Here is a 20,343-nt window from a genome sequence, read left to right as displayed (position 1 = left end):
GGTTTATGGCGAACAAGTCTGAACGTTCAAAAGAGGTAGAAGTAGAAATTTCATTAGATGAAGCGAAGAAAATTATCGCAAAAAAGGCAAAATCAATCGGCGAAATTTCAATGAATGAGTTAGCTAAAGGTTTAGCGCCTTATGAATTGGAAAACGAGGATATTTTTCATTTTGCGGAGGATTTAGAAAAAAACCAAGACATTCAAATTATCGGGAAAGAGAAATTTGAAGAAGAAAGCTTGCAAAAAGAAGAATCTAGTGAAGAAAAGTTTGACTTAAACGATTTAAGTGTGCCCCCAGGCGTCAAAATTAATGACCCTGTTCGTATGTATTTAAAAGAAATTGGGCGCGTTGACTTACTTTCTGCAGAGGAAGAAGTAGCGCTTGCTGAACGTATTGAACAAGGTGATGATGAGGCACGTAAACGTTTAGCAGAAGCAAACTTACGACTTGTCGTTTCTATCGCCAAGCGTTACGTTGGTCGCGGTATGCTCTTCCTTGACTTAATTCAAGAAGGTAATATGGGCTTAATTAAAGCGGTGGAAAAATTTGACCACAGTAAAGGGTTTAAGTTTTCAACGTATGCTACATGGTGGATTCGTCAAGCGATTACACGAGCGATTGCTGACCAAGCGCGTACGATTCGTATCCCTGTACACATGGTCGAAACGATTAATAAATTAATTCGTGTGCAACGTCAATTACTACAAGATTTAGGACGCGAACCAACACCAGAAGAAATCGGTGAAGAAATGGACATCACGCCTGAAAAAGTACGTGAGATCCTAAAAATCGCACAGGAGCCTGTATCACTTGAAACACCGATTGGTGAAGAAGATGACTCGCACTTAGGCGACTTCATTGAGGACTCTGAAGCACAATCGCCATCAGATCATGCAGCGTATGAGCTGTTAAAAGAGCAGTTAGAAGATGTGCTTGATACATTAACAGACCGTGAAGAAAACGTATTACGCTTACGTTTTGGATTAGATGATGGCCGTACACGTACGCTTGAAGAAGTAGGCAAGGTATTTGGTGTAACACGTGAGCGTATTCGTCAAATCGAAGCAAAAGCGCTTCGTAAATTACGCCACCCGTCTCGCAGCAAACGTTTGAAAGATTTCCTAGAATAAGTAAAAGGAGCCGCTATGATGCGACTCCTTTTTTTTGCAATGCAGGTTGGCCTGTAATACGTTCGAAAAGACGTTCATTAAATTTTAGTGCCCATTGCACGATAGGTCCAAGCCCAAAGGCCATAATAACTGTGCCGATGCCGAGTGGACCGCCAAGCATTACGCCAATAAGGGCAACGCTTACTTCCATAATGGTGCGCGCCGTACTTACACTTAGCGGTGTATACTCTGTAAGCAGCATCATAAGCGCGTCTCGAGGGCCGACACCAAGATCAGCTGCAATATACATGCCAGCGCCGAAGCCGATTGCTATTAACCCAAGAATAAAGGCGAGGAGTTGTATCGCCGTTGTCGTAGCGACAGGTAGTAACCAGTTAAAGATGTCGATAAAAACGCCTGTTAGCACCATATCTACCCACGTGCCAATCTTAGGAAAACGTTTAGTGATTATGCCAATACTAATTAAAATCGCAATGCCTAAAATAATTGACCATGAACCAATCGTTAGCCCCACCGTTTTAAACAATCCGATATGTAGCACATCCCAAGAGCCAACACCGAAAGTTTGCCCACGTATCGTTAAGGTCACGCCTAGTGCTAAAATGATGATACCGAGTAAAAAGAAGCCGATACGCCAAAATACTATTTGTTTCACAAAAAAACCTACCTTTAAACAATCTCTTCCACACAGTACACCGCTTCTAACCAATTGTAAAGAGAGGGACTTAATGCTCATGTTTATATAATGCTTTTGGAACATGATAGAAGATGTGAAATCGCATAAAATAGTAATAGTATAGAAAAAGAGTGTAGGACGTTTGGAGATTGATAGTATGTCAAAGCCGAGAAAACAAATTATTTTAAATGAAATTTTATTTTGGAAACAAAATAAACTACTGCCTGAGCATTACTGTGATTTTTTAGCAACGCTTTATACAGAAGGAGAACATGAAGAGACGGAGAAAGAAAAGAAAGCAAAACAAGCGATTCTCGCTAAAGAAAAGCGCACCAATGGTATTATGACTTTCTTTTTAGCCATTCTTTCTATCTTCTCCATTATAGCAATGTTTGCATTAACTACATATACAGCGATATACGCGATTATAGCGGCCGCTATTACGGCCTTTTTATTTATTCGAGCTAGCGTTATTGCGTTAAAGCATCCTTCGTTAGCGGTTGTTTATCATATTATGGCAGCCTTGCTCATCTTTGCGATTACGATTTATTTAAGTGTAACGTATTTTCCTAAAAACGATACGTTGTTATTTATCGCCCTATTATTTAACTGTGCGCTATGGTTACTAGCGGGTATTCAGCGCAAATTACTTTATTTCACATTATCTGGTGCACTTGCGGGGATTATTGTAATAGGATATTGGGTATATTTAGTACTATAAAACTTCACAAATTATTCGCAATTAATGACAACTTTGTTACAGTATCAACAAAACTTCACGAATAGGGCTTTTCGTTTTCCTATGAATGAAGTACAATATGAAGTGTTGAATGATTCTATAATTTTTATAGATATCTTTATGAACTGATAGAGGGAGGTTAACACAATGAAAAACAGTCCAATCGTACCTTATTTATTAATTATGGCTATGGGTATCGCAATTATTTTCTTCTTATCTTTAGATGGCGCTGGTAAAAAACAAGAAGCTGCTAAAGGTGATGAGGGCGGCGCAGAAACAACTGAAGTGGACGGCGAAGCACTTGCTAAGCAAAGCTGTATCGGCTGTCACGGTGGTGACTTAGCTGGTCAAGGCACAAACCCTAAAATTGCAGGTTTAGATGCTGAGCACATTCAAGACGTTGTTAAAAACGGTCAAGGCGCAATGCCAGCAGGTCTTTTACAAGATCCAGCTGAAATTGAAGCTGTAGCTGAATACGTATCTTCACTTAAATAATTAACAAAAAGCGTTGTCTCCTCGTGAGGCAACGCTTTTTTTATGGTAAAGTAGAGGCATAACAATGTAAGTGAGGGTAAAAAAATGAATGCACAAAAACTATCAGAGCGTCTAGCGAAAGTCGCTTCTTATGTACCAACAGGCGCAGTAGTTGCCGATATTGGCAGTGACCATGCGTACCTACCATGCTATTTAGTGCATGAGGGGATTGCGAAGCGAGCAGTGGCAGGAGAAGTAGTAAAAGGGCCTTATGAATCAGCTGTTAAACAAGTGCGTCAAGAAGGGTTAACGGACAAAGTTACGGTTCGGTTAGCGGACGGGCTAGCGGCTGTGCAACCGACAGATGGTGTAGATACTGTAACGATTGCTGGTATGGGTGGACCTTTAATTGCTGATATTTTAACAAAAAATCCTGAGAGTTTAACGCGTGTAACACGCTTGATTTTACAGCCGAATATTCACGCTAAAGCGGTGCGTCAATGGGCAATTAAAAATGGCTTCGCGCTTTTAGAAGAAGCCATTTTAGAAGAGGATAGTAAAATTTATGAAGTGTTAGTATTGCAGCGTGGAGATATGCAACTGAATGAAGCTGAATTATTGTTCGGGCCGCATTTATTGCAAGCAAAAGAAGCGCCATTCCGAAAAAAGTGGCTACGTGAACTTGCACAATGGCAAAAAATTTTACAAAGTACGGCTAATGTAGAACAAACGCCAATGATTGTTGCTAAGAGAGCTGACATTCAGCAAAAAATAGCATTAGCTGAGGAGGTTTTACAATGAAGGCAACAAATGGACATGAAGTTATTCAATTATTTGAACAGTGGGCACCTAAAAAATTAGCGTGTATGGATAATGATCCGATAGGTTTAGCTATTGGTACTTTAAATAAACCAGTATCGCGTGTTTTAGTGACGCTAGATGTTAATGACGCTGTTGTTAACGAAGCCATTGCAGAAGGCTGTGAGCTTATTATTGCGCATCACCCACCAATTTTCCGTAAGCTTGCACACATTCGCACAGATACACCAGCAGGTAAGCTTTACGAAAAATTGATTAAAAATGATATTGCCGTTTATGCGGCGCATACTAATTTAGATGTGGCAGCAGGTGGCGTTAATGATTTATTAGCGGAGGCGCTCGGTTTAACGGATACTACATTCCTCGAAAAAACGTATAGCGAGCCAATGATGAAACTTGCCGTTTTCATTCCTTTTGCACAAGCAGCTGACTTACGTGAGGTGTTAGCAAAGGTAGGAGCAGGGCAATTAGGCGATTACGACTCGTGTAGCTATACGACACAAGGTGAGGGGCGCTACCGTGCATTAGCAGGGGCTAACCCCCATGTCGGTGAGGTTGGTGAGCTACATACTGAAGCGGAACAACGCATTGAAGTAGTGTTTCCTAAAAGTATGACAAATCGTGTAGTAAAGGCGATGTTAAATGCTCACCCTTATGAAGAACCGGTTTATGATTTATTTGAAATGGCACGTGAAATGAACGTACAAGGTATCGGACGTGTAGGTAAACTCGAAGCACCGATGACCTTGCGTGACTTTGCGGAGCATGTTAAACAGTCACTTGATGTGCCGTGTGTTCGTATGGTAGGTGACGCAGAGGTGCAAGTGCACAAGGTGGCACTTGTTGGCGGTGACGGTAATAAATATATTAACGCAGCGAAATTTGCAGGAGCGGATGTCTTTATGACGGGGGATATGTACTTCCATACCGCACAAGATGCCGAAGCGATTGGCTTAAATATTATTGACCCAGGGCATCATGTAGAGAAAGTTATGATTAAAGGTGTGGCACAAAAAATGACCACGTTAGTTGAAGCCAAAAAGCTCGACGTACAATTTATTGAATCGGCAGTAAACACTGAGCCGTTTCAATTTGTGTGAGGGGTAGGATAATGAAAAGAAATCCAAACGTAGGTAAAGGTTGGATGGTAATCGGTGCAATATTTATTATTGTAGGTTTAGTCATGACCATTTATCGTAATAGTAATTATGAAAAACAAATCGAACAAATGAAAGAGCGTTGTGCCGGTGAGGGTGGCGAGCTGATCGTTAAAGAAAAGGGTAACTATTTTACACGTAGTTATGATATCCAATGTAAAAAATAAACTACAGGGAAATCGCATCGTTTGCGGTTTCCCTTTTTATCTTTTAAAAGTTGTAGCAAGTAGTGCTAAAAGATGAACAAATACCATATCCGCTTCAGGTTCAAGCGTATACGTATCACGCTCGCGTTGCCAGCCGTTATCAAACGTCTGCAAGCGTACGAGCGCACTATCGCGGCAATATAGAGTTGCGTTATAGGCAAGATCAAGCTCTACCTTAAATGGCACGTCTGCCATCGTAAATTTACGCCCTGACTCCATGAGTTGTATTTGATAATCGGTAACGACGACTAACTCATTTGTCGCATGCACAAATAATTCATAAGATAGTAACTTATGACGCAACGTAAAAATAGGGTTTGCCTCAGCATCATAGCTTGTAAAGGATGTTAGTAAGGGCATTTGTAGTAATGATGCGGCGATACTGACAATTTGTTTAGACAAAGGGAGCGGTGTAGGCTTAATATGTACAACACATTGCCCTTGGTCGTCGTATAGCTGTCTTGCGGGATTCGTAGTGCTATAAGGTGCAGTAAACGTTGTCATTGAATTCCTCCTTGATAAATGGTGAAGTACAGGCTCGCAAATAATAGAAGTAACGTCTCGTCTTCTGTGTAACATGTGACATCGAGCCCGCTGCTCGCTTTTTTAAATTGTACCACGCATTGTTCACCTATATAGAGGTGGTACTCCTCCTTGTAATTGCTGTCAATATGGCAATTAACACCTTGCAGCATAAAGTGATGCGTTACACGTCCGAGTGTATCTACCTCACTAGTGATGGGTAATAGGGTATCTTGTACAATAAGTGTGCGTTTGGATGACCAAAAGTTAGCAGGTGCAACCGTACGACTTACTTCATTGCCAGTAGCATCATAGCTTGCATAGCTACGTGGTAGCAATAGTTGTGTACTAATAAGCGAGGCAACATTACCAAGCAATTGCAGTTTAGTGAAAGGTATAGGCTTAATAAAGCCAACTGTAGCGCCTTGTGCGTCAGTGATTTGATGTTTGTAAATATGGTACATAATATGTCACTTCCTTTAATAGGTATACGTCACAATACGAAAAAAGTTTCGCATGTTATACTAGGCGTGAGGTGATAAAAAATGAAAAAATTAATCGCATTATCTAGTTTAGCACTCTTGCTAGCAGCATGTAATGACCAAGCTACACCTGTAGCGCCAGAGCAAGAGGAGCCCGAAACACCTATTGAGGAGCCTGCAACACCAGAAACGTCAGAAACACCAACAACTGAACAACCTGCAGACAATGAAACATCACAGCAACAAGTAGATACCACAATAGAAGGTGTCGAAGAAAGGGAACAGACTTTGATTGTAGAGACGGTCAATAATTTTTCTACTGCTTATGCTGAGTCTGTTAATACGGGTACGATTCAGCCGTTGATGAATGGTATTATTATGCATGGTACAGATTATAACATTCAAGTAGAGCAAGATGTACTAGCTTTACACGGACAAGGTATTGCGGAAAATCCTGTATCTTTAGAAGTTTCCCTAATGAAAAAGATTGGCGATACAGACTATGAGGCACATGCGGTAGAACGCGTAGAACATGTTAAGGACGGGAAAGTGCAAAATATTACGTATGAACGCACGTATTCGCTGTTTTATGACTATGTAGAAGGCAGTCCTGAAGCACCTTCATTTTTTAAAGTCGTTAATGTAGCAACAAAAATAAGTGAATAGCCTTAATTTTAAGGAAAAAAAAGGTTTCTTTAATTAGTCTTTTATAACTACTAGGTTAAGTTTTAAGTAGTGTATAAAAGGCTTTTTTTACATCTATATGTGAATGTGTAAATTTCTTGGTCTGAGGGAAACATTTTTTCTATGTACCTACACGGGTGTCATTTGTTACGATACATTCACCAAAAGAAAGAGGGCGAGCATATGGACGTAAATAAACAAATTGTACGCGCAACGTGGATCGGTATTATTGCAAATATCTTTTTAACCGTACTAAAAGGTGTTTTTGGTTTTTTAGCAAATAGTAAGGCGCTGTTAGCGGATGCTTTGCACTCTGCTTCGGATATTGTCGGCTCTATCGTAATTTTATTTGGCGTAAAAGTTGCTGTAAAGCCACCAGATGAGGAGCACCCATACGGTCACGGTAAGGCTGAAACAATTGCTTCGATTATTGTGGCATTCCTATTAATTTTAGTAGGTGTCGAAATTTCGATTTCGGCAGTGAAGTCAATTATTTCAGGAGAGGTTGTTATTCCTAAACCTACTGCACTCGTTATTATTGTTATTTCGATTGTAATAAAGGAGGCGCTATTCCAATACAAATATCGTCTTGGTAAACGTGTTAATAGTATTGCGTTGGTTAGTGAAGCATGGCACCATCGTTCAGATGCTTTTTCTTCCATTGCAGCATTAATTGGTATCGCAGCTTCGATTATTGGTAATCGCTTTGATATTGGCTTTTTGGTATATTCAGATGCCATCGCTAGTATCGCTGTAGCGTTTATTGTGATTAAGATGGGTTACTCACTAGCGAAGGAATCATCAGTCGTAATGATGGAGCAAGTGCTAGACCCAACGCATGTAGCACAGTTTGAGGCGACGATTTATCAAAATCCTAATGTACGTAAAGTTGATAGAATTTATGCGCGTACACATGGTCGTTACGTCGTGCTTGATGTGCGTTTGAGTGTAGATGCAAATTTAACAGTAGAACAAGGGCATACAATTACAAAAGAAGTGAAGCATGCATTAATTGAAGCGCATCCAGATGTACATGATGCTATTATCCACCTTAATCCTTACCATGAAACGATTTAACATAAAAAGTTGGGGCGATTGTTACGGTCGCCCCAACTTTTTTTAACTGATTTAGGCAGAAGTCGCCCATCCTCTACAGGTGGTGATGAATGCCGGTTCGTATGAGGGTTATCTTTGGCAATTCGAAAGCCGAAAATTAAAGCAAAGTGCTGTTTTATTTATAATCAGTTTATATAAGAAAAGAGCTGATATAACATGGCGCTAGAGGCAAATAACCATTCAGTACGCCTCCTTTATTATCATCTTGTACTGGTTACAAAATATAGAAGACCAGTAATTGATAATGAAGCTGTTTGAAGCGAAAAATTATCAAAAACAAAAACCTAAAGTGGCCAATCAGCGTACGGACTTTCTGAATAAGTACAGCACTTATCAAAAATCACGATAGTATCTGTATCGAAGACGTGAACCCTAAAGATATGTTAAAAAACCATAAAAGACACGGCTATGAGTGAAAAAATACGCTCATACGCATGCTCTATTCCCAAGAAGCTTCCACTTCAAGCGTTAATAATCGTTAGGTTTAGCTAAGTGACGAGTAGTTCACGATACCGTTGCTATTTTACTAAGAATAGAGTGTAGATGGTTATTAACGTGAATATGCGTTAACGATATAGGTAAGTGATCGGTGCCATGTCCACCTAAAAAGAAAGGGACATCCGTTGTGCGTGCAAAGCGTTCAAGTGGTGCGAGTATCGCCTCGCTAGTAGGTGTAGACACGCTAAGTAGTATAGCTATAGGTAGTTTTTGTTGTACAGCTTGTTCAATCGCGCGCGGCGCAGGGGCAGGTCCGAGCATTAATGTTTTATAACCGGTAAGTGCACAGCGTAAAAGCAAAAGTTGCATAGGAATTTCATGGCGCTCTTCCGGTAAGCAACTACCGATAATAAGTGGTGCATCTTCAGCTACAAAAATTTGCCTACGAGCATTCGCTAAAAAATCACGAATGGTTTGGCTGCTAATCGCTTCTTGGTATTCTGTCCATGTTCTGTCACACCAAAGTTGACCGACGCGTAATAAAAAGGGAACGATTACTGTGTCAATCATCGTTAGCAAACCGAGCGTATGGTGTGCTTTATGCAAAAGTTGCATAAGTTGTTGCTCATCTGCGCGCGCGCCGACGCTCTCAAGCGCTTGCAAAAAATCATGTGCAGTAAGTGTGGAAAACGGTTGAGAAGCACTTAACATCGTCTGTTTAGCACGCTCAGCTGCTTCTGCAATCGTATAGCCATCTTTCACAAATTGTTGGGTACGTTGTAAAATTGTCAGCTCTGCTTCGGTATAAGTGCGGTAACCATTGGCAAGACGTGCGGGTTGTATAACGTTGTAGCGTGTCTCCCATTTGCGTATTACTTGCTTAGAGAGTCCCGTTTTTTGTGCTACTTGTTGTATTGTATATGTGACTTCTTTGTGCATCGTATCTCCTCACCTTTATAGATCTGTCTCTCTATTCAACAAAAAAAATCTTTACTTGTCAAACGTTGTATAACTTTTGTACAATGTTGATAGATAGAAAAAAGGAGGCACCGCCTGTGACAAAATTATTTGAACGTAAACCGATGCGTATTGTTTTACTCGGTCTATGGATCGCATTAGCTTTATTACTCGGTAAACTTTTTCCACAAATTAATAGTATAGAAGATGTAGCGTTGGTAAATTTACCAGAAGAAGAAATGTCCATGCAAGCAGCGGCTTTAAAAGACACGTATTTTTCAAGCAATACAGGTATTCCGTTATTAATTACGTGGCAACGTGAGGAAGGTTTGACGCTAGAAGATATTCAAATTATCCAAACCTTATACAATACGTTAGACGAAAATCCTGTAGCAGGTCAAAAATTTATTCCACCACTTGGTACCATTCCACCACAAGCATTGATGGGTTCGGTCTCTGAAGATGGTAAAGCGCTCGTAACACCTATATTTTTTGATGAAAATACGAGTACAGCTAACTTAAAAGAAAGTGTTAGTGCAATTACTAAACAAGTTAGTGATACATTAGACGTTAATCCTTTTGATACGCCATTAACAGATGAGGGGTTACACGCGCGTCATTCAGGGCCTGTTGGTATTTCGATTGATGCGACGGACTTGTTTAAATCAGCAGACTTTCAGCTAATGGCAGCAACTGTTATTATCATTTTAGTCATATTACTCGTGATTTATCGTTCACCCTTACTCGCTATTATCCCGATTTTAGTAGTAAGTATTGCCTTTTTAGTCGTAAGTCCATTGCTGGGCGCGATGACCGAAGCGGGTTGGCTTACGAAAGACGCGCAAGCTGTATCCATTATGATTGTATTATTATTCGGTGCTGGTACGGATTACTGTTTATTTTTAATTACAAAATACCGTGATACATTGCTAGAAGAGCCTAATAAATTAAAAGCTTTATCTATCGCATTACGCTCGGCAGGTGGAGCCATTATTATGAGTGCAGCAACTGTAGTAATTGGTTTGTTAACCTTAATTTTAGCAAATTACGGTGCATTTCATCGTTTTGCTATCCCGTTTAGCTTTGGTATTTTAATTACTGCAATTGCTGTATTAACTTTACTACCTGCAATTTTAGGGCTATTAGGTCGTTATGCGTTTTGGCCATTTATCCCTCGTACCGAAGAGATGGCACGTGCACACGCAGCGAAAAAAGGTAAACCTTATAAACCGCTTGCGCCACCTCATCGTATTATGCGTAAAATTGGGCGTTTTACTGTAAAACGTCACTGGCTCGTAATGGCGGTAACTGTGTTGATTTTAGCAGGGCTTGCAGCAATGTCGCCTAAAATTGAGTTCAGTTATGACTTAATCTCTTCCTTCCCAGAAGATATGCCGTCGCGTGAAGGGTTTAGTATTATTGAAGAGCACTTCACGGCTGGTGAGCTTGCTCCGGTAAGTGTAATTGTCAAGTCAGATAAAGATTTAACACAGCAGTTAGAGGCACTACCTTACGTTGGAAAAGTAGCGAAGCCACAAGTTGCTGAAGGCTATCAATTATACAGCGTTGACTTAAAAGAGAATCCGTACGCTGTAAAAGCGATGGAAGATATTGTACAAATGAAAGAAGATATGAAACAACTTGTAGGAGAAGCTTTTTGGTTAGGCGGCGAAACGAGTGAGCAAGTGGACACTAAAAATGTACAAGAAGCAGATGAAAAGCTTATTCAACCAACGATGATTATCATTATTTTAGTATTACTCATTGTATATTTACGTGCACCAATTACTGCGGTAAGTTTAATGGCGACTGTTGTGGTATCTTTCTTCGCTGCACTTGGCGCAGGTTGGTTAATTATTCACTATGTACTTGGACAGTCAGCGATGGCGAGTGCTATCCCGCTTTATAGCTTTGTATTTATCGTAGCTTTAGGTAATGACTACAATATATTTATGATTTCTGAAGTTTGGAAAAATCGTCATAGCGGCGTTAGTCATAATCAAGCGATAGAAAATGGTGTAGCTTCTACAGGAGCTGTCATTACATCGGCAGGTATTATTTTAGCGGGTACTTTCTTAGTATTAGCTTCATTGCCAATTCAATTGCTCGTGCAGTTTGGTATTGTAACGGCACTCGGTATTTTGCTTGATACATTTATTGTACGTCCATTACTTGTACCGGCGCTGTTAGCAGCGTTTGGAAAAATTGCTTATTGGCCAAGCAAGTTATGGCGTCAAAAATAAATAACACAAAAGCCGTTACGGAAATGACCGTAGCGGCTTTTGCTTACCAAAAGAAAATATTTTTAACGGCAATAAATACAGATAATACGCATGCCCAAAGAGCAGGAATGAGCTCTTTAATTGTTAAATATGAAAAATTATAGGCGGAATTAGTGCTACCACTTTGCTTAAATGCTATAAACTTTCTATCCGATTTGAAATGATAGTTAATATCTCGTTGACCTACATAAGCTACTACTTTTTGTGTAGTGTAATTTCCTATAATGGGGAAGTAATAATAATTTATACTAAAATTTTTAGAATCGTATCCATTATTTAGGTGTGGTGAAAACATGGAATTAAGTACAAGGCCTAGCAGTAGAAGAGCGATAAAAATAAAAAAAGAGGTGAGCGCAGGGGCTCACCTAGTTGGTATTAGTCGGTTGGTAAGATTTTTTCAACCGGTTTTGGCGTTTTAATTTTTGGTAAAATGCGGTCAAGTGCAACCGTACGTTCAATGTTATGTGTTGCTGGATTTGTTGGGTCATATTGTTCTAGGAAAGTAATCACTTCTTTAACAATAGGTGTTGGTGTAGAAGCACCTGCTGTGACAGCAATTGTATTTACACCTTGTAACCATTCTAACTTTAACTCACCTACATCTGCAATGCGGTACGATTTAGTATGTGCGATTTCTTCTGATACTTGAGTTAAACGATTCGAGTTATTAGACATCGGATCACCTACGACGATTAAAAGGTCAGCAACCCCTGCTTGATTAGCTACCGCTTCTTGACGTACTTGTGTCGCTAAGCAAATTTCTTGGTGTACTTCAATATGCGGATATTTTTCTTTTAGGAGTTCCATAATGTGGGCCACGTCCCATTGACTCATTGTCGTTTGATTCGTTACGAGCAATTTATCGTTCGCAAGTTGAAGTGCGGCTACATCTTCCGGATTTTGTACAAGGTGAACATGTTCAGGCGCTACGCCAATTGCACCTTCTGGCTCAGGATGATTTTTTTTGCCGATGTAAATAATGTCATAACCTTCTGCTGATTTTTCGGCAATTAAGTCATGTGTTACCGTTACATCCGGGCACGTAGCGTCGATAGCTACTAAGCCTTTTTCTTTCGCGATTTTACGAATTTCAGGTGAAACACCGTGTGCTGTATAAATAACAGTGCCTTTATCTACTTGACGAATAATATCTAAGCGATTTTCGCCGTCTAGCGTAATAATGCCATCCGCCTCAAATGCATCCGTAACATGTTTGTTGTGGACGATCATCCCTAAAATATAAATTGGACGAGGTAAGCTTTTGTCGAGTGCTGCGTTGCGTGCAATAACCATTGCATCAACAACACCGTAGCAATAGCCACGAGGATTAATTTTAATTACTTGCATGATGGTGCCCCTTTCATAGTTACATGCCCTTATTATAACGGACCCTAGTTAATAGTACAAAGAAAGCAATGCTTGACATATGATGTATAATAGGCGAATGCGTATAAACGTGTTACAATAATGAAACAGTCAGGAGGCATTACAATGTCAAAATACACAGATTACCAGTTCAAGCCTTTTTTACAAGAGGCTATCGCTGAGTTAGGCTTTACAGAGCCAACACCAATTCAAAAGGAAATTATCCCGCTTATCTTAAAAGGTAAGAGTGCAATCGGACAAGCACATACAGGTACAGGTAAAACGCATAGTTTCCTATTACCTATTGTGCAGCGTATTAACGAAGATGAGCAAACGGTACAAGCGGTTATCACATCGCCAACCCGTGAGTTAGCTCAACAAATTTACGAGGCGCTTAACCAATTAGTAGCGCACACGGACATTCGTACTAAACTATATATCGGTGGTACGGACAAAAAACGTGATATCGAAAAATTAACAGTGCAACCTCAAATCGTTGTAGGGACACCAGGTCGTATTCGCGATTTAGTAAAAGAAGACGCACTTCATGTGCATACCGCGAATATTTTAGTTGTAGATGAAGCAGACCTTGCGTTTGATATGGGCTTCATCGAAGAAATTGACGGCTTTGCGTCAAGCATGCCAGAAAATCTTGAAATGTATGTATTCTCAGCAACAATCCCTGAGAAATTACAACCTTTCCTTAAAAAATATATGGAAGCACCAACACATATTAATATGAAGGACAAGCGCCCTGTCGCTGAAAATATCGATTTTTATCTTGTGCCAACACGCTCAAAATCACGGAATGCACGTTTATTAGAAGTTGCACAAACGATTAATCCGTATTTAGCCGTTATTTTTACAAATACGCGTAAAACGGCAGAGAGTGTAGCACACTTCTTAAATTCAAACGGGATACGCGCAGGCCAAATTCATGGTGATTTAAGCCCGCGTGATCGTCGTAAAGTAATGAAGCAAATTCGTGATCTTGAATTCCAATATATTGTAGCGACAGACCTTGCTGCACGTGGTATTGATATTCAAGGGATTTCACATGTCATTAACTACGAAATTCCAGACGACTTAGAGTTCTTTGTTCACCGCGTTGGTCGTACGGCGCGTGCTGGTAACAAAGGTACAGCCATTACATTGTTTGAGCCATCAGATGAGGATGCAGTAGCACGCTTAGATAAAATGGGTATTCCGCTTCAACACAAAGATATCGTTAACGGTGAATTTGTGGAGCTTAAGGACCGTCATGCACGTAAAAACCGTGTGCGTCAAGTGAATGAAATTGACCAAATTGCTAAAGCAAAAGTGCGCAAACCGAAAAAGGTGAAGCCAGCGTATAAAAAGAAAATGGGCTGGAAAATGGATGAAATTAAACGTAAGGAACGCCGCAAACGTGCGCGCGGTAAATAAGGAGCGAGTGAATTGTTAATAGGTTCTCATGTTTCGATGAGTGGTAAAGAGATGTTGTTAGGTGCAAGTGAGGAAGCTCTTTCTTACGGTGCTAACACATTTATGATTTATACAGGTGCGCCTCAAAACACACGACGCAAGCCGATTGAGGAGCTTAATATCCCAGCAGGGCTGCTTCATATGCAAGAGCATGGCATGCAAAAAGCTGTCGTGCATGCCCCGTATATTATTAATATTGCCAATACAACAAAGCCTGCAACGTTTCGCTTAGGCGTTGATTTTTTACAAAGCGAAATCGAACGTACCGCAGCACTAGGCATCGACCAAATTGTGTTGCACCCAGGTGCGCACGTAGGTGCTGGTGCGGAAGCGGGGATTGCTAAAATTATTGAGGGCTTAAACGAAGTGCTCTCACAAGATTTTCCTGTACAAATTGCGCTAGAAACAATGGCAGGTAAAGGAACAGAGTGTGGTCGTTCATTTGATGAGCTAGCTAAAATCATTGATGGCGTTACGCATAATGAGCGTTTGTCGGTATGTTTTGATACGTGTCATACGCATGATGCAGGTTATGATTTAGTTGGTGACTTAGACGGTGTCTTGACTGAGTTTGATAAAACAGTAGGGTTAGCGCGCATTAAAGTATTACACATTAACGACTCTAAAAATGAGCGTGGTGCACGTAAAGACCGTCACGAAAATATTGGTTTTGGTTATATTGGCTTTGACACACTGCACCAAATTGTGCATCATAATGCTTTCGAATCGGTACCTAAAATCCTAGAAACGCCTTATGTTGCCCTTACTGATAATCCAAAATCAAAGCAAGCACCGTATAAAATTGAAATTGATATGTTGCGTTCTGGGAGTTTTGACCGAGCGCGCATTGATGCTTTACGTTAAAAAATGCTGTCTGTTGTGCCTATTATTAGGGACTTCAGACGGTTCTTTTTATGCTCTAGGCGATGTTACTTCATTTTTTGCCATAAAAGCACTATACTTGAATTGAGTAGAAAATTAAAAAAATTTATGACAGTGTTTTGAGGAGGGGAGAATTATGGCTACATTTATTTATATGTGTGACGTAATTCAAGAAGAAGAACTACTACTACATCGCATCCAACCAGGGGATGAGGCAAATCATGCGAATATTGTATTCGTCATTCGTACAGGTGAGCAACTAAGCAATGCTGTACTTGAAGTGATTAAAGATCAAGAGTTAGTTTGGTCATCAGCGTTACGTCAAACGCCAAAACTGAATTTTGATGCGATGTTACCTATCGTACCACGCGCACATTTATTATATAAAGCTGAACAGCGCTTTGATAAGTTGGCCGTTTTACCGAGTGGTGGTAAATGCGTTATTCAGTTAACGGATAATGGTAAGGTGTTACGCAAGCGTACGATTTTATTTACATCATTAGAGCAAGATCTTTACCACACGGATAACTATGCTGACTTTGCAGATGATAGTTTCGCAGCTGATATGATGCAAACGGTAGAAGAGCATGATTATCACGGTACGTATACAAAGTATGAAAGTGATGATTTCACAGATATCGAAGCTAAGTCATTTGGTGATGGGGTAGCTCATGAAGTTGCAACAAAAGATTTATCAGCACATGGTTTAGATGTCAGTGATTACACGGAAGTACCGATTGAATATTTAACGAAAGAAGATGTACCTGCTATTGCTGAGGAAGAGCCAATGATAGATTTAAGTCAAATTGATCCGAATTGTATTGTGGATATTGAAGCGCAGTCGTTCGGAGATGGTATTGACGACGACGAAGTGACAGAAGACTTGTCTGCGCATGGCCTTGACGTAAGTGATTATGGTGAGGTAGCTATCGAGTATATTGCAAAAGAAGATGTACCTGAAGAGGAAGAAGAGCCGGAGCTAGATATGAAAAAGGTGAACTTCGATAACATTCAAGATATTTAATACGCAAGCAACTCCGCGTGCCGGGGTTGCTTGTTTGCTATACAATTTGTAAAAAACATGAGACAATACACTGTACGTTATTTTACTGTCGAATGGAGACTATAATGATAGAAATTAAAACATCAACACTAAGTGATGGCGAATTTAACCGTGGTGTATTTGCGACGCAATTTATTAAAAAAGGTACAATGCTACATCAAGCACCTGTAATTGCTTACCCTAATGCCGAGCATGAGCATATTGAAAAAACCTTGCTTGCAGATTACGCTTTTGAATATGGACAAAATCATACAGCGATGCTACTTGGCTACGGTATGTTATTTAATCATGCGTATGATGCCAATGCACGCTATGATATTAATTTTGACAACCATTCGTTTGACTTCTTTGCCCGCAAAGATATTATAGCAGGCGAGGAAATTACGATTAATTACAATGGCGATGAAGAAGACACAACGCCTTTATGGTTTGATCAATAACCCAACTAGGCAAGCAATTATGCTGAGTATTGTCGTAAAGGCAACGTAGCATAGTGCTTGCTTTTTATTTTGTTGCCAAAGTGTTATGACTTCCACACTAAACGTAGAAAAAGTAGTGAAACTCCCACAAAAGCCGATAGCGAGCAAATTGGGCGAAGTAGTAATGACACACCTAATAAAAAAGAGCCGCTACTATTAACGAGCCACGTACCTTTAGTAAGGTGTTCGCTTAGCCAAAAACGAGTGATGGCGCCAAAAAAAGCACCGATTGCTACACTAAGCACGGCGCGCACCTACTTTCTGTCCTAACGTTGCCGCAAGTAGACCACCAATGAGTGTCGTCATAATATAGCTTATCGCACCGATATATGATAACTGTGTTACTTCATAGCTAAACGTAGAAAATGTTGTGAAGCTACCGAGTACGCCTGTACCAAAAAATAATGAGCGCTTTGTACGTGTTAAAAGTAAAGCGAGTAAAAAAGCACCGAGTAGATTAACAACAATTGTGGCGTATGGTGGTAATAAGATAAAACTTATACCGTAACGTAATACAGCACCAATCATACCACCAGTACCAACAAGTAAATAAGGCATAGCGCCACCTCCAACGTTAAGTGTAAAATAAAAGAGCAGGTTATACAAAGGGAGTGTGAAAAAATGAGAGAAAAAGCAACATTTGCGGGCGGCTGTTTTTGGTGTATGGTAAAGCCATTTGATAGCTATGAAGGTATTTTTAGCGTAACGTCAGGCTATATGGGTGGCGAGCTTAAAAATCCTACGTATGAGCAAGTAAAGCGTGGCGATACGGGGCATTTAGAAGTTGTGCAGATTGAATTTGATCCCACAATATTTTCGTATACTACGTTATTAGACATTTACTGGGCACAAGTAGATCCAACAGATGCCGGTGGGCAGTTTCAAGATCGCGGTGAACAATACACAACGGCGATTTTTGTACACACCGATGAACAAGCGGCACTCGCTTTAGCATCTAAGGAGCAAATTGCTGCAAGTGGGCGCTTTACAAAACCAATTGTGACAACGGTTCGAGCGGCCGAAAAATTTTATCCCGCAGAAGATTACCATCAAGATTTTTATAAAAAAGAAGCGGCTGCTTATGAAGCAGACCGCGCACAATCAGGGCGAGATGAATTTATTAATACGCATTGGAAAAACGACTAAATGTTTAGTCGTTTTTTTGTTGCACATAGCAGTGTGTTTTAGCGTCATGAGGTAATACAGCACCGTCATATTGCGCAAAATTTTGCGCAGCCCCTAAAAAATGAAAGCCACTTACATAATCTCGGTACAGCATACGCTTTATAATATTACAGCTTTTGAGTGGTGCGGCGTCCTCACTAACAAGTTTAAGTCCTTGCTGTTTGTAGCCAATTGTTTGACCGCTGTTTTTGAGTTGTAAATATTCAAGCCCATATGTTACTAAGCTAGGTGTAACAACGACATGAATAAACTCATTTTTAACTTTTTTGCGTAATAGTACTTCTACTACGCCTGTAACAGCTGTAGCAATTGCCATATCAATCGCAAATGCTTTCGCTCGTTTTTTCGTTAATGTCTTCATCAAATCCCTCCTTACTTAACCATACGCAGTAGGAAGAAGAAAGGTTTCGAGAAGTATAAGTATAAAATTGCTCGTTCAGTTGACTGTAAGTGTGAGCCCTTCCTCACTTCGGTGCAACTGATATGTAATGCCATTATGTTGGGTACTTGCAAGGGCAGCTTGTTGTAAAATCGAAGCGGCTGCTACAAGCGTAAGTTCAGGGTCAACGGCGAGTGCGACATGATGTAAGCTACGGTCACTACCGTTGGTGAAAAGTGTAATATGTTTGATGGTTGGCGTGCCTTTTTGTAAATGTACCGAAAGTGATGCATCATCAGCGATACGGTATGATGCAACGTCTACGTGATCCTCACATGTTAATGCTAAAAGCGTTGCCTCTGTGTGAGACGCTAATCGTTTTTCGAAATGTTCACGCTCTAAATGAAGTGTAGGAAGCGGCTCTTCTTCTTTAACCATCGGTTGCATTTGAGGTTGGCAGGCGACAAGAAATACTAAGACAGTTAGTAGTAGTCCTACTCGTTGAGCTAACATTATTCAACCTCCTTCTTATCCTCTCTCTAGTATATACATAAAGCAATTCACAATAAATGGTTAATAAGAAGGGAGTTGTTAACTGCATAGAAAGGGCTAGTTGACCATGCGTACTGCTATAACTGTGTGAGCAAGCGCATGGATTTTTCTGTTACTAAGATAAAGTTGTTAGGCCTAGTAATCGGAGAGTTAGTCGCTACCTAATTCGAAAATGTGTCGAAAGTAGTGATGACTAGCACTGAGGCTGGTTTTTTAAATGTATAGAGGAAAGGATTGCCGAATGTTTCTACCGTCTGTTTTTCCCACCTTGCTGTAAGAGCTATTAAAATTGTACTATACATTGTCGTTTACAATAGCAGGAAGTGCACCTGGCTATCCTCGGTAAATCTGACGAAGTAGCTGTCTAAAAAAATAGTCATGAGTAACTATTGTATCGTTTAAAATCGCTACATCATCTTCCACAGCAAATCATATGGCACTAAAGAAGGTGCGACACTAGCATTCGATGACATGATGGAAGCGCATATTATGCAGGCCATCAAAGAATTAAATGATGCGAAAGGGAGTTGAACACTATGATCAATAGAGCCATTACTTTTGCGACAGTAAGCCATGCCAACCAAACAAGGAAGGGGACAAACATCCCCTATATTTTACACTGTCTAGAAGCGGGCGTAATTGCCGCAAGTTTGGCGACTGAAGACGGGCGCGTTAACAGTGATGTCGTATGTGCTGCCATACTGCACGATACAATGGAGGATGCCTATGTATCCTACGCCACATTAAAAGAAGTATTCAATGAAACCATTGCAGATTTAGTGCAGAGTCAAAGTGAGGATAAAACAAAAAATTGGCGTGAACGCAAACAAGCGACCATCGATTTTTTACAAGCTAATACAAACAAATCCGTAGAGATTGCGACATTAGCAGATAAATTATCTAATATGCGAGCTATCGCCAGTGATTATGAACAACAAGGCGAGGCATTATGGGACAGATTTAATGCAGATAAGGCATCACAGCACTGGTATTATAGCGCGATTGCCACGTCACTTACACAATTAAGTGAAACTAAACCTTACCAAGAGTACTGTGCATTAGTCGAGCAAACTTTCCAAATGTGAGATGCTGAAAAGATGGTAAGCCAAAGAAAAATTTCTCTCAAAAATGTAGTTAACTTCGGAAATATTGATCTCTACTTGATTTACGATAACAAGGCGCTGGCTCTATTTTGAATCAGCGTCTTTTTGTTTTGCGCTATATGCGACAAGAATCTTACTACTTTCGTTTGGGGTGCCAGCGAGCGAGAATAAGTCTTTTTGTAAGGT

24 protein-coding genes and 2 pseudogenes are annotated in these 20,343 nt (G+C 40.2%); 17 read left to right on the top strand and 9 right to left on the bottom strand.

What is annotated here, in order from left to right; translation table 11 throughout:
- Positions 1–5 precede the first annotated feature (5 nt).
- Positions 6–1,133, top strand: coding sequence for an RNA polymerase sigma factor RpoD (rpoD, locus tag DDE80_RS06375; protein ID WP_108306839.1), 1,128 nt, complete (start codon positions 6–8; stop codon positions 1,131–1,133).
- Positions 1,134–1,146: 13 nt separating this feature from the next.
- Here rpoD and DDE80_RS06370 read toward each other — a convergent pair whose 3' ends face one another.
- The gene (locus DDE80_RS06370) at positions 1,147–1,788 is read right to left on the bottom strand and encodes a YczE/YyaS/YitT family protein (RefSeq protein WP_201261503.1); all 642 of its coding nucleotides are present in this window, start codon (positions 1,786–1,788) and stop codon (positions 1,147–1,149) included.
- Positions 1,789–1,966: 178 nt separating this feature from the next.
- Between DDE80_RS06370 and DDE80_RS06365 the strand changes: the two genes are divergently transcribed.
- The 5 genes from DDE80_RS06365 (at position 1,967) to DDE80_RS06345 (ending at position 5,165) form a co-directional block, all read left to right on the top strand.
- Positions 1,967–2,530, top strand: a complete 564-nt coding sequence (locus DDE80_RS06365; protein ID WP_108306837.1) for a hypothetical protein — start codon at positions 1,967–1,969, stop codon at positions 2,528–2,530.
- A 165-nt stretch (positions 2,531–2,695) separates the two neighbouring features.
- Positions 2,696–3,043, top strand: coding sequence for a c-type cytochrome (locus DDE80_RS06360; protein WP_108306836.1), 348 nt, complete (start codon positions 2,696–2,698; stop codon positions 3,041–3,043).
- Between the two features lie 84 nt (positions 3,044–3,127).
- Positions 3,128–3,823 (top strand): tRNA (adenine(22)-N(1))-methyltransferase, encoded by a 696-nt coding sequence (locus tag DDE80_RS06355; protein WP_108306835.1) that lies wholly within the window; start codon positions 3,128–3,130, stop codon positions 3,821–3,823.
- Entirely contained in the window at positions 3,820–4,941 is a 1,122-nt protein-coding gene (locus DDE80_RS06350) for a Nif3-like dinuclear metal center hexameric protein (protein ID WP_108306834.1), read from the top strand. The genes DDE80_RS06355 and DDE80_RS06350 overlap by 4 nt, the downstream gene beginning before the upstream one ends.
- 11 nt (positions 4,942–4,952) lie before the next feature.
- Positions 4,953–5,165: a hypothetical protein gene (locus DDE80_RS06345; protein WP_108306833.1), complete on the top strand. Its 213-nt coding sequence runs from the start codon at positions 4,953–4,955 to the stop codon at positions 5,163–5,165.
- 36 nt (positions 5,166–5,201) lie between these two features.
- Here the strand turns inward: DDE80_RS06345 and DDE80_RS06340 are convergent, their stop codons facing one another.
- Together DDE80_RS06340 and DDE80_RS06335 are read right to left on the bottom strand one after the other, a co-directional pair.
- Entirely contained in the window at positions 5,202–5,708 is a 507-nt protein-coding gene (locus tag DDE80_RS06340; protein ID WP_108306832.1) for a hypothetical protein, read from the bottom strand.
- Entirely contained in the window at positions 5,705–6,190 is a 486-nt protein-coding gene (locus tag DDE80_RS06335) for a hypothetical protein (RefSeq protein WP_108306831.1), read from the bottom strand. The genes DDE80_RS06340 and DDE80_RS06335 overlap by 4 nt, the downstream gene beginning before the upstream one ends.
- 81 nt (positions 6,191–6,271) lie before the next feature.
- Between DDE80_RS06335 and DDE80_RS06330 the strand changes: the two genes are divergently transcribed.
- The 4 genes and pseudogenes from DDE80_RS06330 to DDE80_RS15385 all read left to right on the top strand — a co-directional run.
- Positions 6,272–6,874, top strand: coding sequence for a hypothetical protein (locus tag DDE80_RS06330; RefSeq protein ID WP_108306830.1), 603 nt, complete (start codon positions 6,272–6,274; stop codon positions 6,872–6,874).
- 201 nt (positions 6,875–7,075) lie between these two features.
- Positions 7,076–7,969: a cation diffusion facilitator family transporter gene (locus tag DDE80_RS06325; RefSeq protein WP_108306829.1), complete on the top strand. Its 894-nt coding sequence runs from the start codon at positions 7,076–7,078 to the stop codon at positions 7,967–7,969.
- A gap of 195 nt (positions 7,970–8,164) precedes the next feature.
- Positions 8,165–8,257: pseudogene (locus DDE80_RS06320) on the top strand (IS200/IS605 family transposase); the annotation flags it as partial.
- A 1-nt stretch (position 8,258) separates the two neighbouring features.
- Positions 8,259–8,406: pseudogene (locus DDE80_RS15385) on the top strand (IS200/IS605 family element RNA-guided endonuclease TnpB); the annotation flags it as partial.
- A gap of 106 nt (positions 8,407–8,512) precedes the next feature.
- On the opposite strand, the gene DDE80_RS06310 reads toward DDE80_RS15385, so the two are convergent.
- Positions 8,513–9,385: a MerR family transcriptional regulator gene (locus tag DDE80_RS06310; RefSeq protein WP_108306828.1), complete on the bottom strand. Its 873-nt coding sequence runs from the start codon at positions 9,383–9,385 to the stop codon at positions 8,513–8,515.
- Between the two features lie 83 nt (positions 9,386–9,468).
- Between DDE80_RS06310 and DDE80_RS06305 the strand changes: the two genes are divergently transcribed.
- Positions 9,469–11,646 carry an MMPL family transporter gene (locus DDE80_RS06305; protein WP_427901797.1) on the top strand — a complete coding sequence of 726 codons (2,178 nt, stop codon included), beginning with the start codon at positions 9,469–9,471 and terminating at the stop codon, positions 11,644–11,646.
- A gap of 414 nt (positions 11,647–12,060) precedes the next feature.
- Here DDE80_RS06305 and DDE80_RS06300 read toward each other — a convergent pair whose 3' ends face one another.
- On the bottom strand, positions 12,061–13,032 hold the full coding sequence (locus tag DDE80_RS06300; protein ID WP_108306827.1) for a 4-hydroxy-3-methylbut-2-enyl diphosphate reductase: 972 nt from the start codon (positions 13,030–13,032) through the stop codon (positions 12,061–12,063).
- 144 nt (positions 13,033–13,176) lie between these two features.
- Between DDE80_RS06300 and DDE80_RS06295 the strand changes: the two genes are divergently transcribed.
- From DDE80_RS06295 to DDE80_RS06280, 4 genes are all read left to right on the top strand, one after another.
- Positions 13,177–14,475: a DEAD/DEAH box helicase gene (locus DDE80_RS06295; protein WP_108306826.1), complete on the top strand. Its 1,299-nt coding sequence runs from the start codon at positions 13,177–13,179 to the stop codon at positions 14,473–14,475.
- A gap of 12 nt (positions 14,476–14,487) precedes the next feature.
- Positions 14,488–15,378, top strand: a complete 891-nt coding sequence (locus DDE80_RS06290; protein ID WP_108306825.1) for a deoxyribonuclease IV — start codon at positions 14,488–14,490, stop codon at positions 15,376–15,378.
- A 154-nt stretch (positions 15,379–15,532) separates the two neighbouring features.
- The gene (locus DDE80_RS06285) at positions 15,533–16,420 is read left to right on the top strand and encodes a hypothetical protein (protein WP_108306824.1); all 888 of its coding nucleotides are present in this window, start codon (positions 15,533–15,535) and stop codon (positions 16,418–16,420) included.
- A gap of 104 nt (positions 16,421–16,524) precedes the next feature.
- Positions 16,525–16,899, top strand: coding sequence for an SET domain-containing protein (locus tag DDE80_RS06280; RefSeq protein WP_108306823.1), 375 nt, complete (start codon positions 16,525–16,527; stop codon positions 16,897–16,899).
- Here DDE80_RS06280 and DDE80_RS15740 read toward each other — a convergent pair.
- Positions 16,882–17,046: a fluoride efflux transporter FluC gene (locus DDE80_RS15740; protein ID WP_161952283.1), complete on the bottom strand. Its 165-nt coding sequence runs from the start codon at positions 17,044–17,046 to the stop codon at positions 16,882–16,884. The two genes, DDE80_RS06280 and DDE80_RS15740, sit on opposite strands and share 18 nt — an antisense overlap.
- 129 nt (positions 17,047–17,175) lie before the next feature.
- Positions 17,176–17,496 (bottom strand): fluoride efflux transporter FluC, encoded by a 321-nt coding sequence (locus DDE80_RS06265; protein ID WP_108306820.1) that lies wholly within the window; start codon positions 17,494–17,496, stop codon positions 17,176–17,178.
- 63 nt (positions 17,497–17,559) lie between these two features.
- Between DDE80_RS06265 and msrA the strand changes: the two genes are divergently transcribed.
- The gene (msrA, locus tag DDE80_RS06260; protein ID WP_108306819.1) at positions 17,560–18,084 is read left to right on the top strand and encodes a peptide-methionine (S)-S-oxide reductase MsrA; all 525 of its coding nucleotides are present in this window, start codon (positions 17,560–17,562) and stop codon (positions 18,082–18,084) included.
- 4 nt (positions 18,085–18,088) lie between these two features.
- Here msrA and DDE80_RS06255 read toward each other — a convergent pair whose 3' ends face one another.
- Positions 18,089–18,484 (bottom strand): RDD family protein, encoded by a 396-nt coding sequence (locus DDE80_RS06255; protein WP_108306818.1) that lies wholly within the window; start codon positions 18,482–18,484, stop codon positions 18,089–18,091.
- Positions 18,485–18,559: 75 nt separating this feature from the next.
- Complete coding sequence (locus DDE80_RS06250; protein WP_108306817.1) at positions 18,560–19,015, bottom strand: hypothetical protein; 456 nt, start codon at positions 19,013–19,015, stop codon at positions 18,560–18,562.
- Between the two features lie 575 nt (positions 19,016–19,590).
- Here DDE80_RS06250 and DDE80_RS06245 point away from each other — a divergent pair.
- The gene (locus tag DDE80_RS06245; RefSeq protein WP_108306816.1) at positions 19,591–20,139 is read left to right on the top strand and encodes an HD domain-containing protein; all 549 of its coding nucleotides are present in this window, start codon (positions 19,591–19,593) and stop codon (positions 20,137–20,139) included.
- Positions 20,140–20,343 lie beyond the last annotated feature (204 nt).

This window comes from Metalysinibacillus jejuensis, assembly GCF_003057615.1.
Lineage (GTDB): Bacteria > Bacillota > Bacilli > Bacillales_A > Planococcaceae > Metalysinibacillus > Metalysinibacillus jejuensis.
Note: the sequence above shows the minus strand (reverse complement) of the source record. Positions and strands in the feature narration are given on the sequence as shown.

Excerpts from the sequence above, each read along its gene's own strand:
- DDE80_RS06265 (WP_108306820.1), bottom strand. The coding sequence starts at position 17,496 with ATGCCTTATTTACTTGTTGGTACTGGTGGTATGATTGGTGCTGTATTA.
- DDE80_RS06335 (WP_108306831.1), bottom strand. The coding sequence starts at position 6,190 with ATGTACCATATTTACAAACATCAAATCACTGACGCACAAGGCGCTACA.
- DDE80_RS06310 (WP_108306828.1), bottom strand. The coding sequence starts at position 9,385 with ATGCACAAAGAAGTCACATATACAATACAACAAGTAGCACAAAAAACG.
- DDE80_RS06285 (WP_108306824.1), top strand. The coding sequence starts at position 15,533 with ATGGCTACATTTATTTATATGTGTGACGTAATTCAAGAAGAAGAACTA.
- DDE80_RS06355 (WP_108306835.1), top strand. The coding sequence starts at position 3,128 with ATGAATGCACAAAAACTATCAGAGCGTCTAGCGAAAGTCGCTTCTTAT.
- DDE80_RS06325 (WP_108306829.1), top strand. The coding sequence starts at position 7,076 with ATGGACGTAAATAAACAAATTGTACGCGCAACGTGGATCGGTATTATT.
- DDE80_RS06245 (WP_108306816.1), top strand. The coding sequence starts at position 19,591 with ATGATCAATAGAGCCATTACTTTTGCGACAGTAAGCCATGCCAACCAA.
- msrA (WP_108306819.1), top strand. The coding sequence starts at position 17,560 with ATGAGAGAAAAAGCAACATTTGCGGGCGGCTGTTTTTGGTGTATGGTA.
- DDE80_RS06330 (WP_108306830.1), top strand. The coding sequence starts at position 6,272 with ATGAAAAAATTAATCGCATTATCTAGTTTAGCACTCTTGCTAGCAGCA.
- DDE80_RS06340 (WP_108306832.1), bottom strand. The coding sequence starts at position 5,708 with ATGACAACGTTTACTGCACCTTATAGCACTACGAATCCCGCAAGACAG.
- DDE80_RS06295 (WP_108306826.1), top strand. The coding sequence starts at position 13,177 with ATGTCAAAATACACAGATTACCAGTTCAAGCCTTTTTTACAAGAGGCT.
- DDE80_RS06300 (WP_108306827.1), bottom strand. The coding sequence starts at position 13,032 with ATGCAAGTAATTAAAATTAATCCTCGTGGCTATTGCTACGGTGTTGTT.
- DDE80_RS06305 (WP_427901797.1), top strand. The coding sequence starts at position 9,469 with ATGTTGATAGATAGAAAAAAGGAGGCACCGCCTGTGACAAAATTATTT.
- DDE80_RS06365 (WP_108306837.1), top strand. The coding sequence starts at position 1,967 with ATGTCAAAGCCGAGAAAACAAATTATTTTAAATGAAATTTTATTTTGG.
- DDE80_RS06360 (WP_108306836.1), top strand. The coding sequence starts at position 2,696 with ATGAAAAACAGTCCAATCGTACCTTATTTATTAATTATGGCTATGGGT.
- rpoD (WP_108306839.1), top strand. The coding sequence starts at position 6 with ATGGCGAACAAGTCTGAACGTTCAAAAGAGGTAGAAGTAGAAATTTCA.
- DDE80_RS06345 (WP_108306833.1), top strand. The coding sequence starts at position 4,953 with ATGAAAAGAAATCCAAACGTAGGTAAAGGTTGGATGGTAATCGGTGCA.
- DDE80_RS06250 (WP_108306817.1), bottom strand. The coding sequence starts at position 19,015 with ATGTTAGCTCAACGAGTAGGACTACTACTAACTGTCTTAGTATTTCTT.
- DDE80_RS06255 (WP_108306818.1), bottom strand. The coding sequence starts at position 18,484 with ATGAAGACATTAACGAAAAAACGAGCGAAAGCATTTGCGATTGATATG.
- DDE80_RS06280 (WP_108306823.1), top strand. The coding sequence starts at position 16,525 with ATGATAGAAATTAAAACATCAACACTAAGTGATGGCGAATTTAACCGT.
- DDE80_RS06350 (WP_108306834.1), top strand. The coding sequence starts at position 3,820 with ATGAAGGCAACAAATGGACATGAAGTTATTCAATTATTTGAACAGTGG.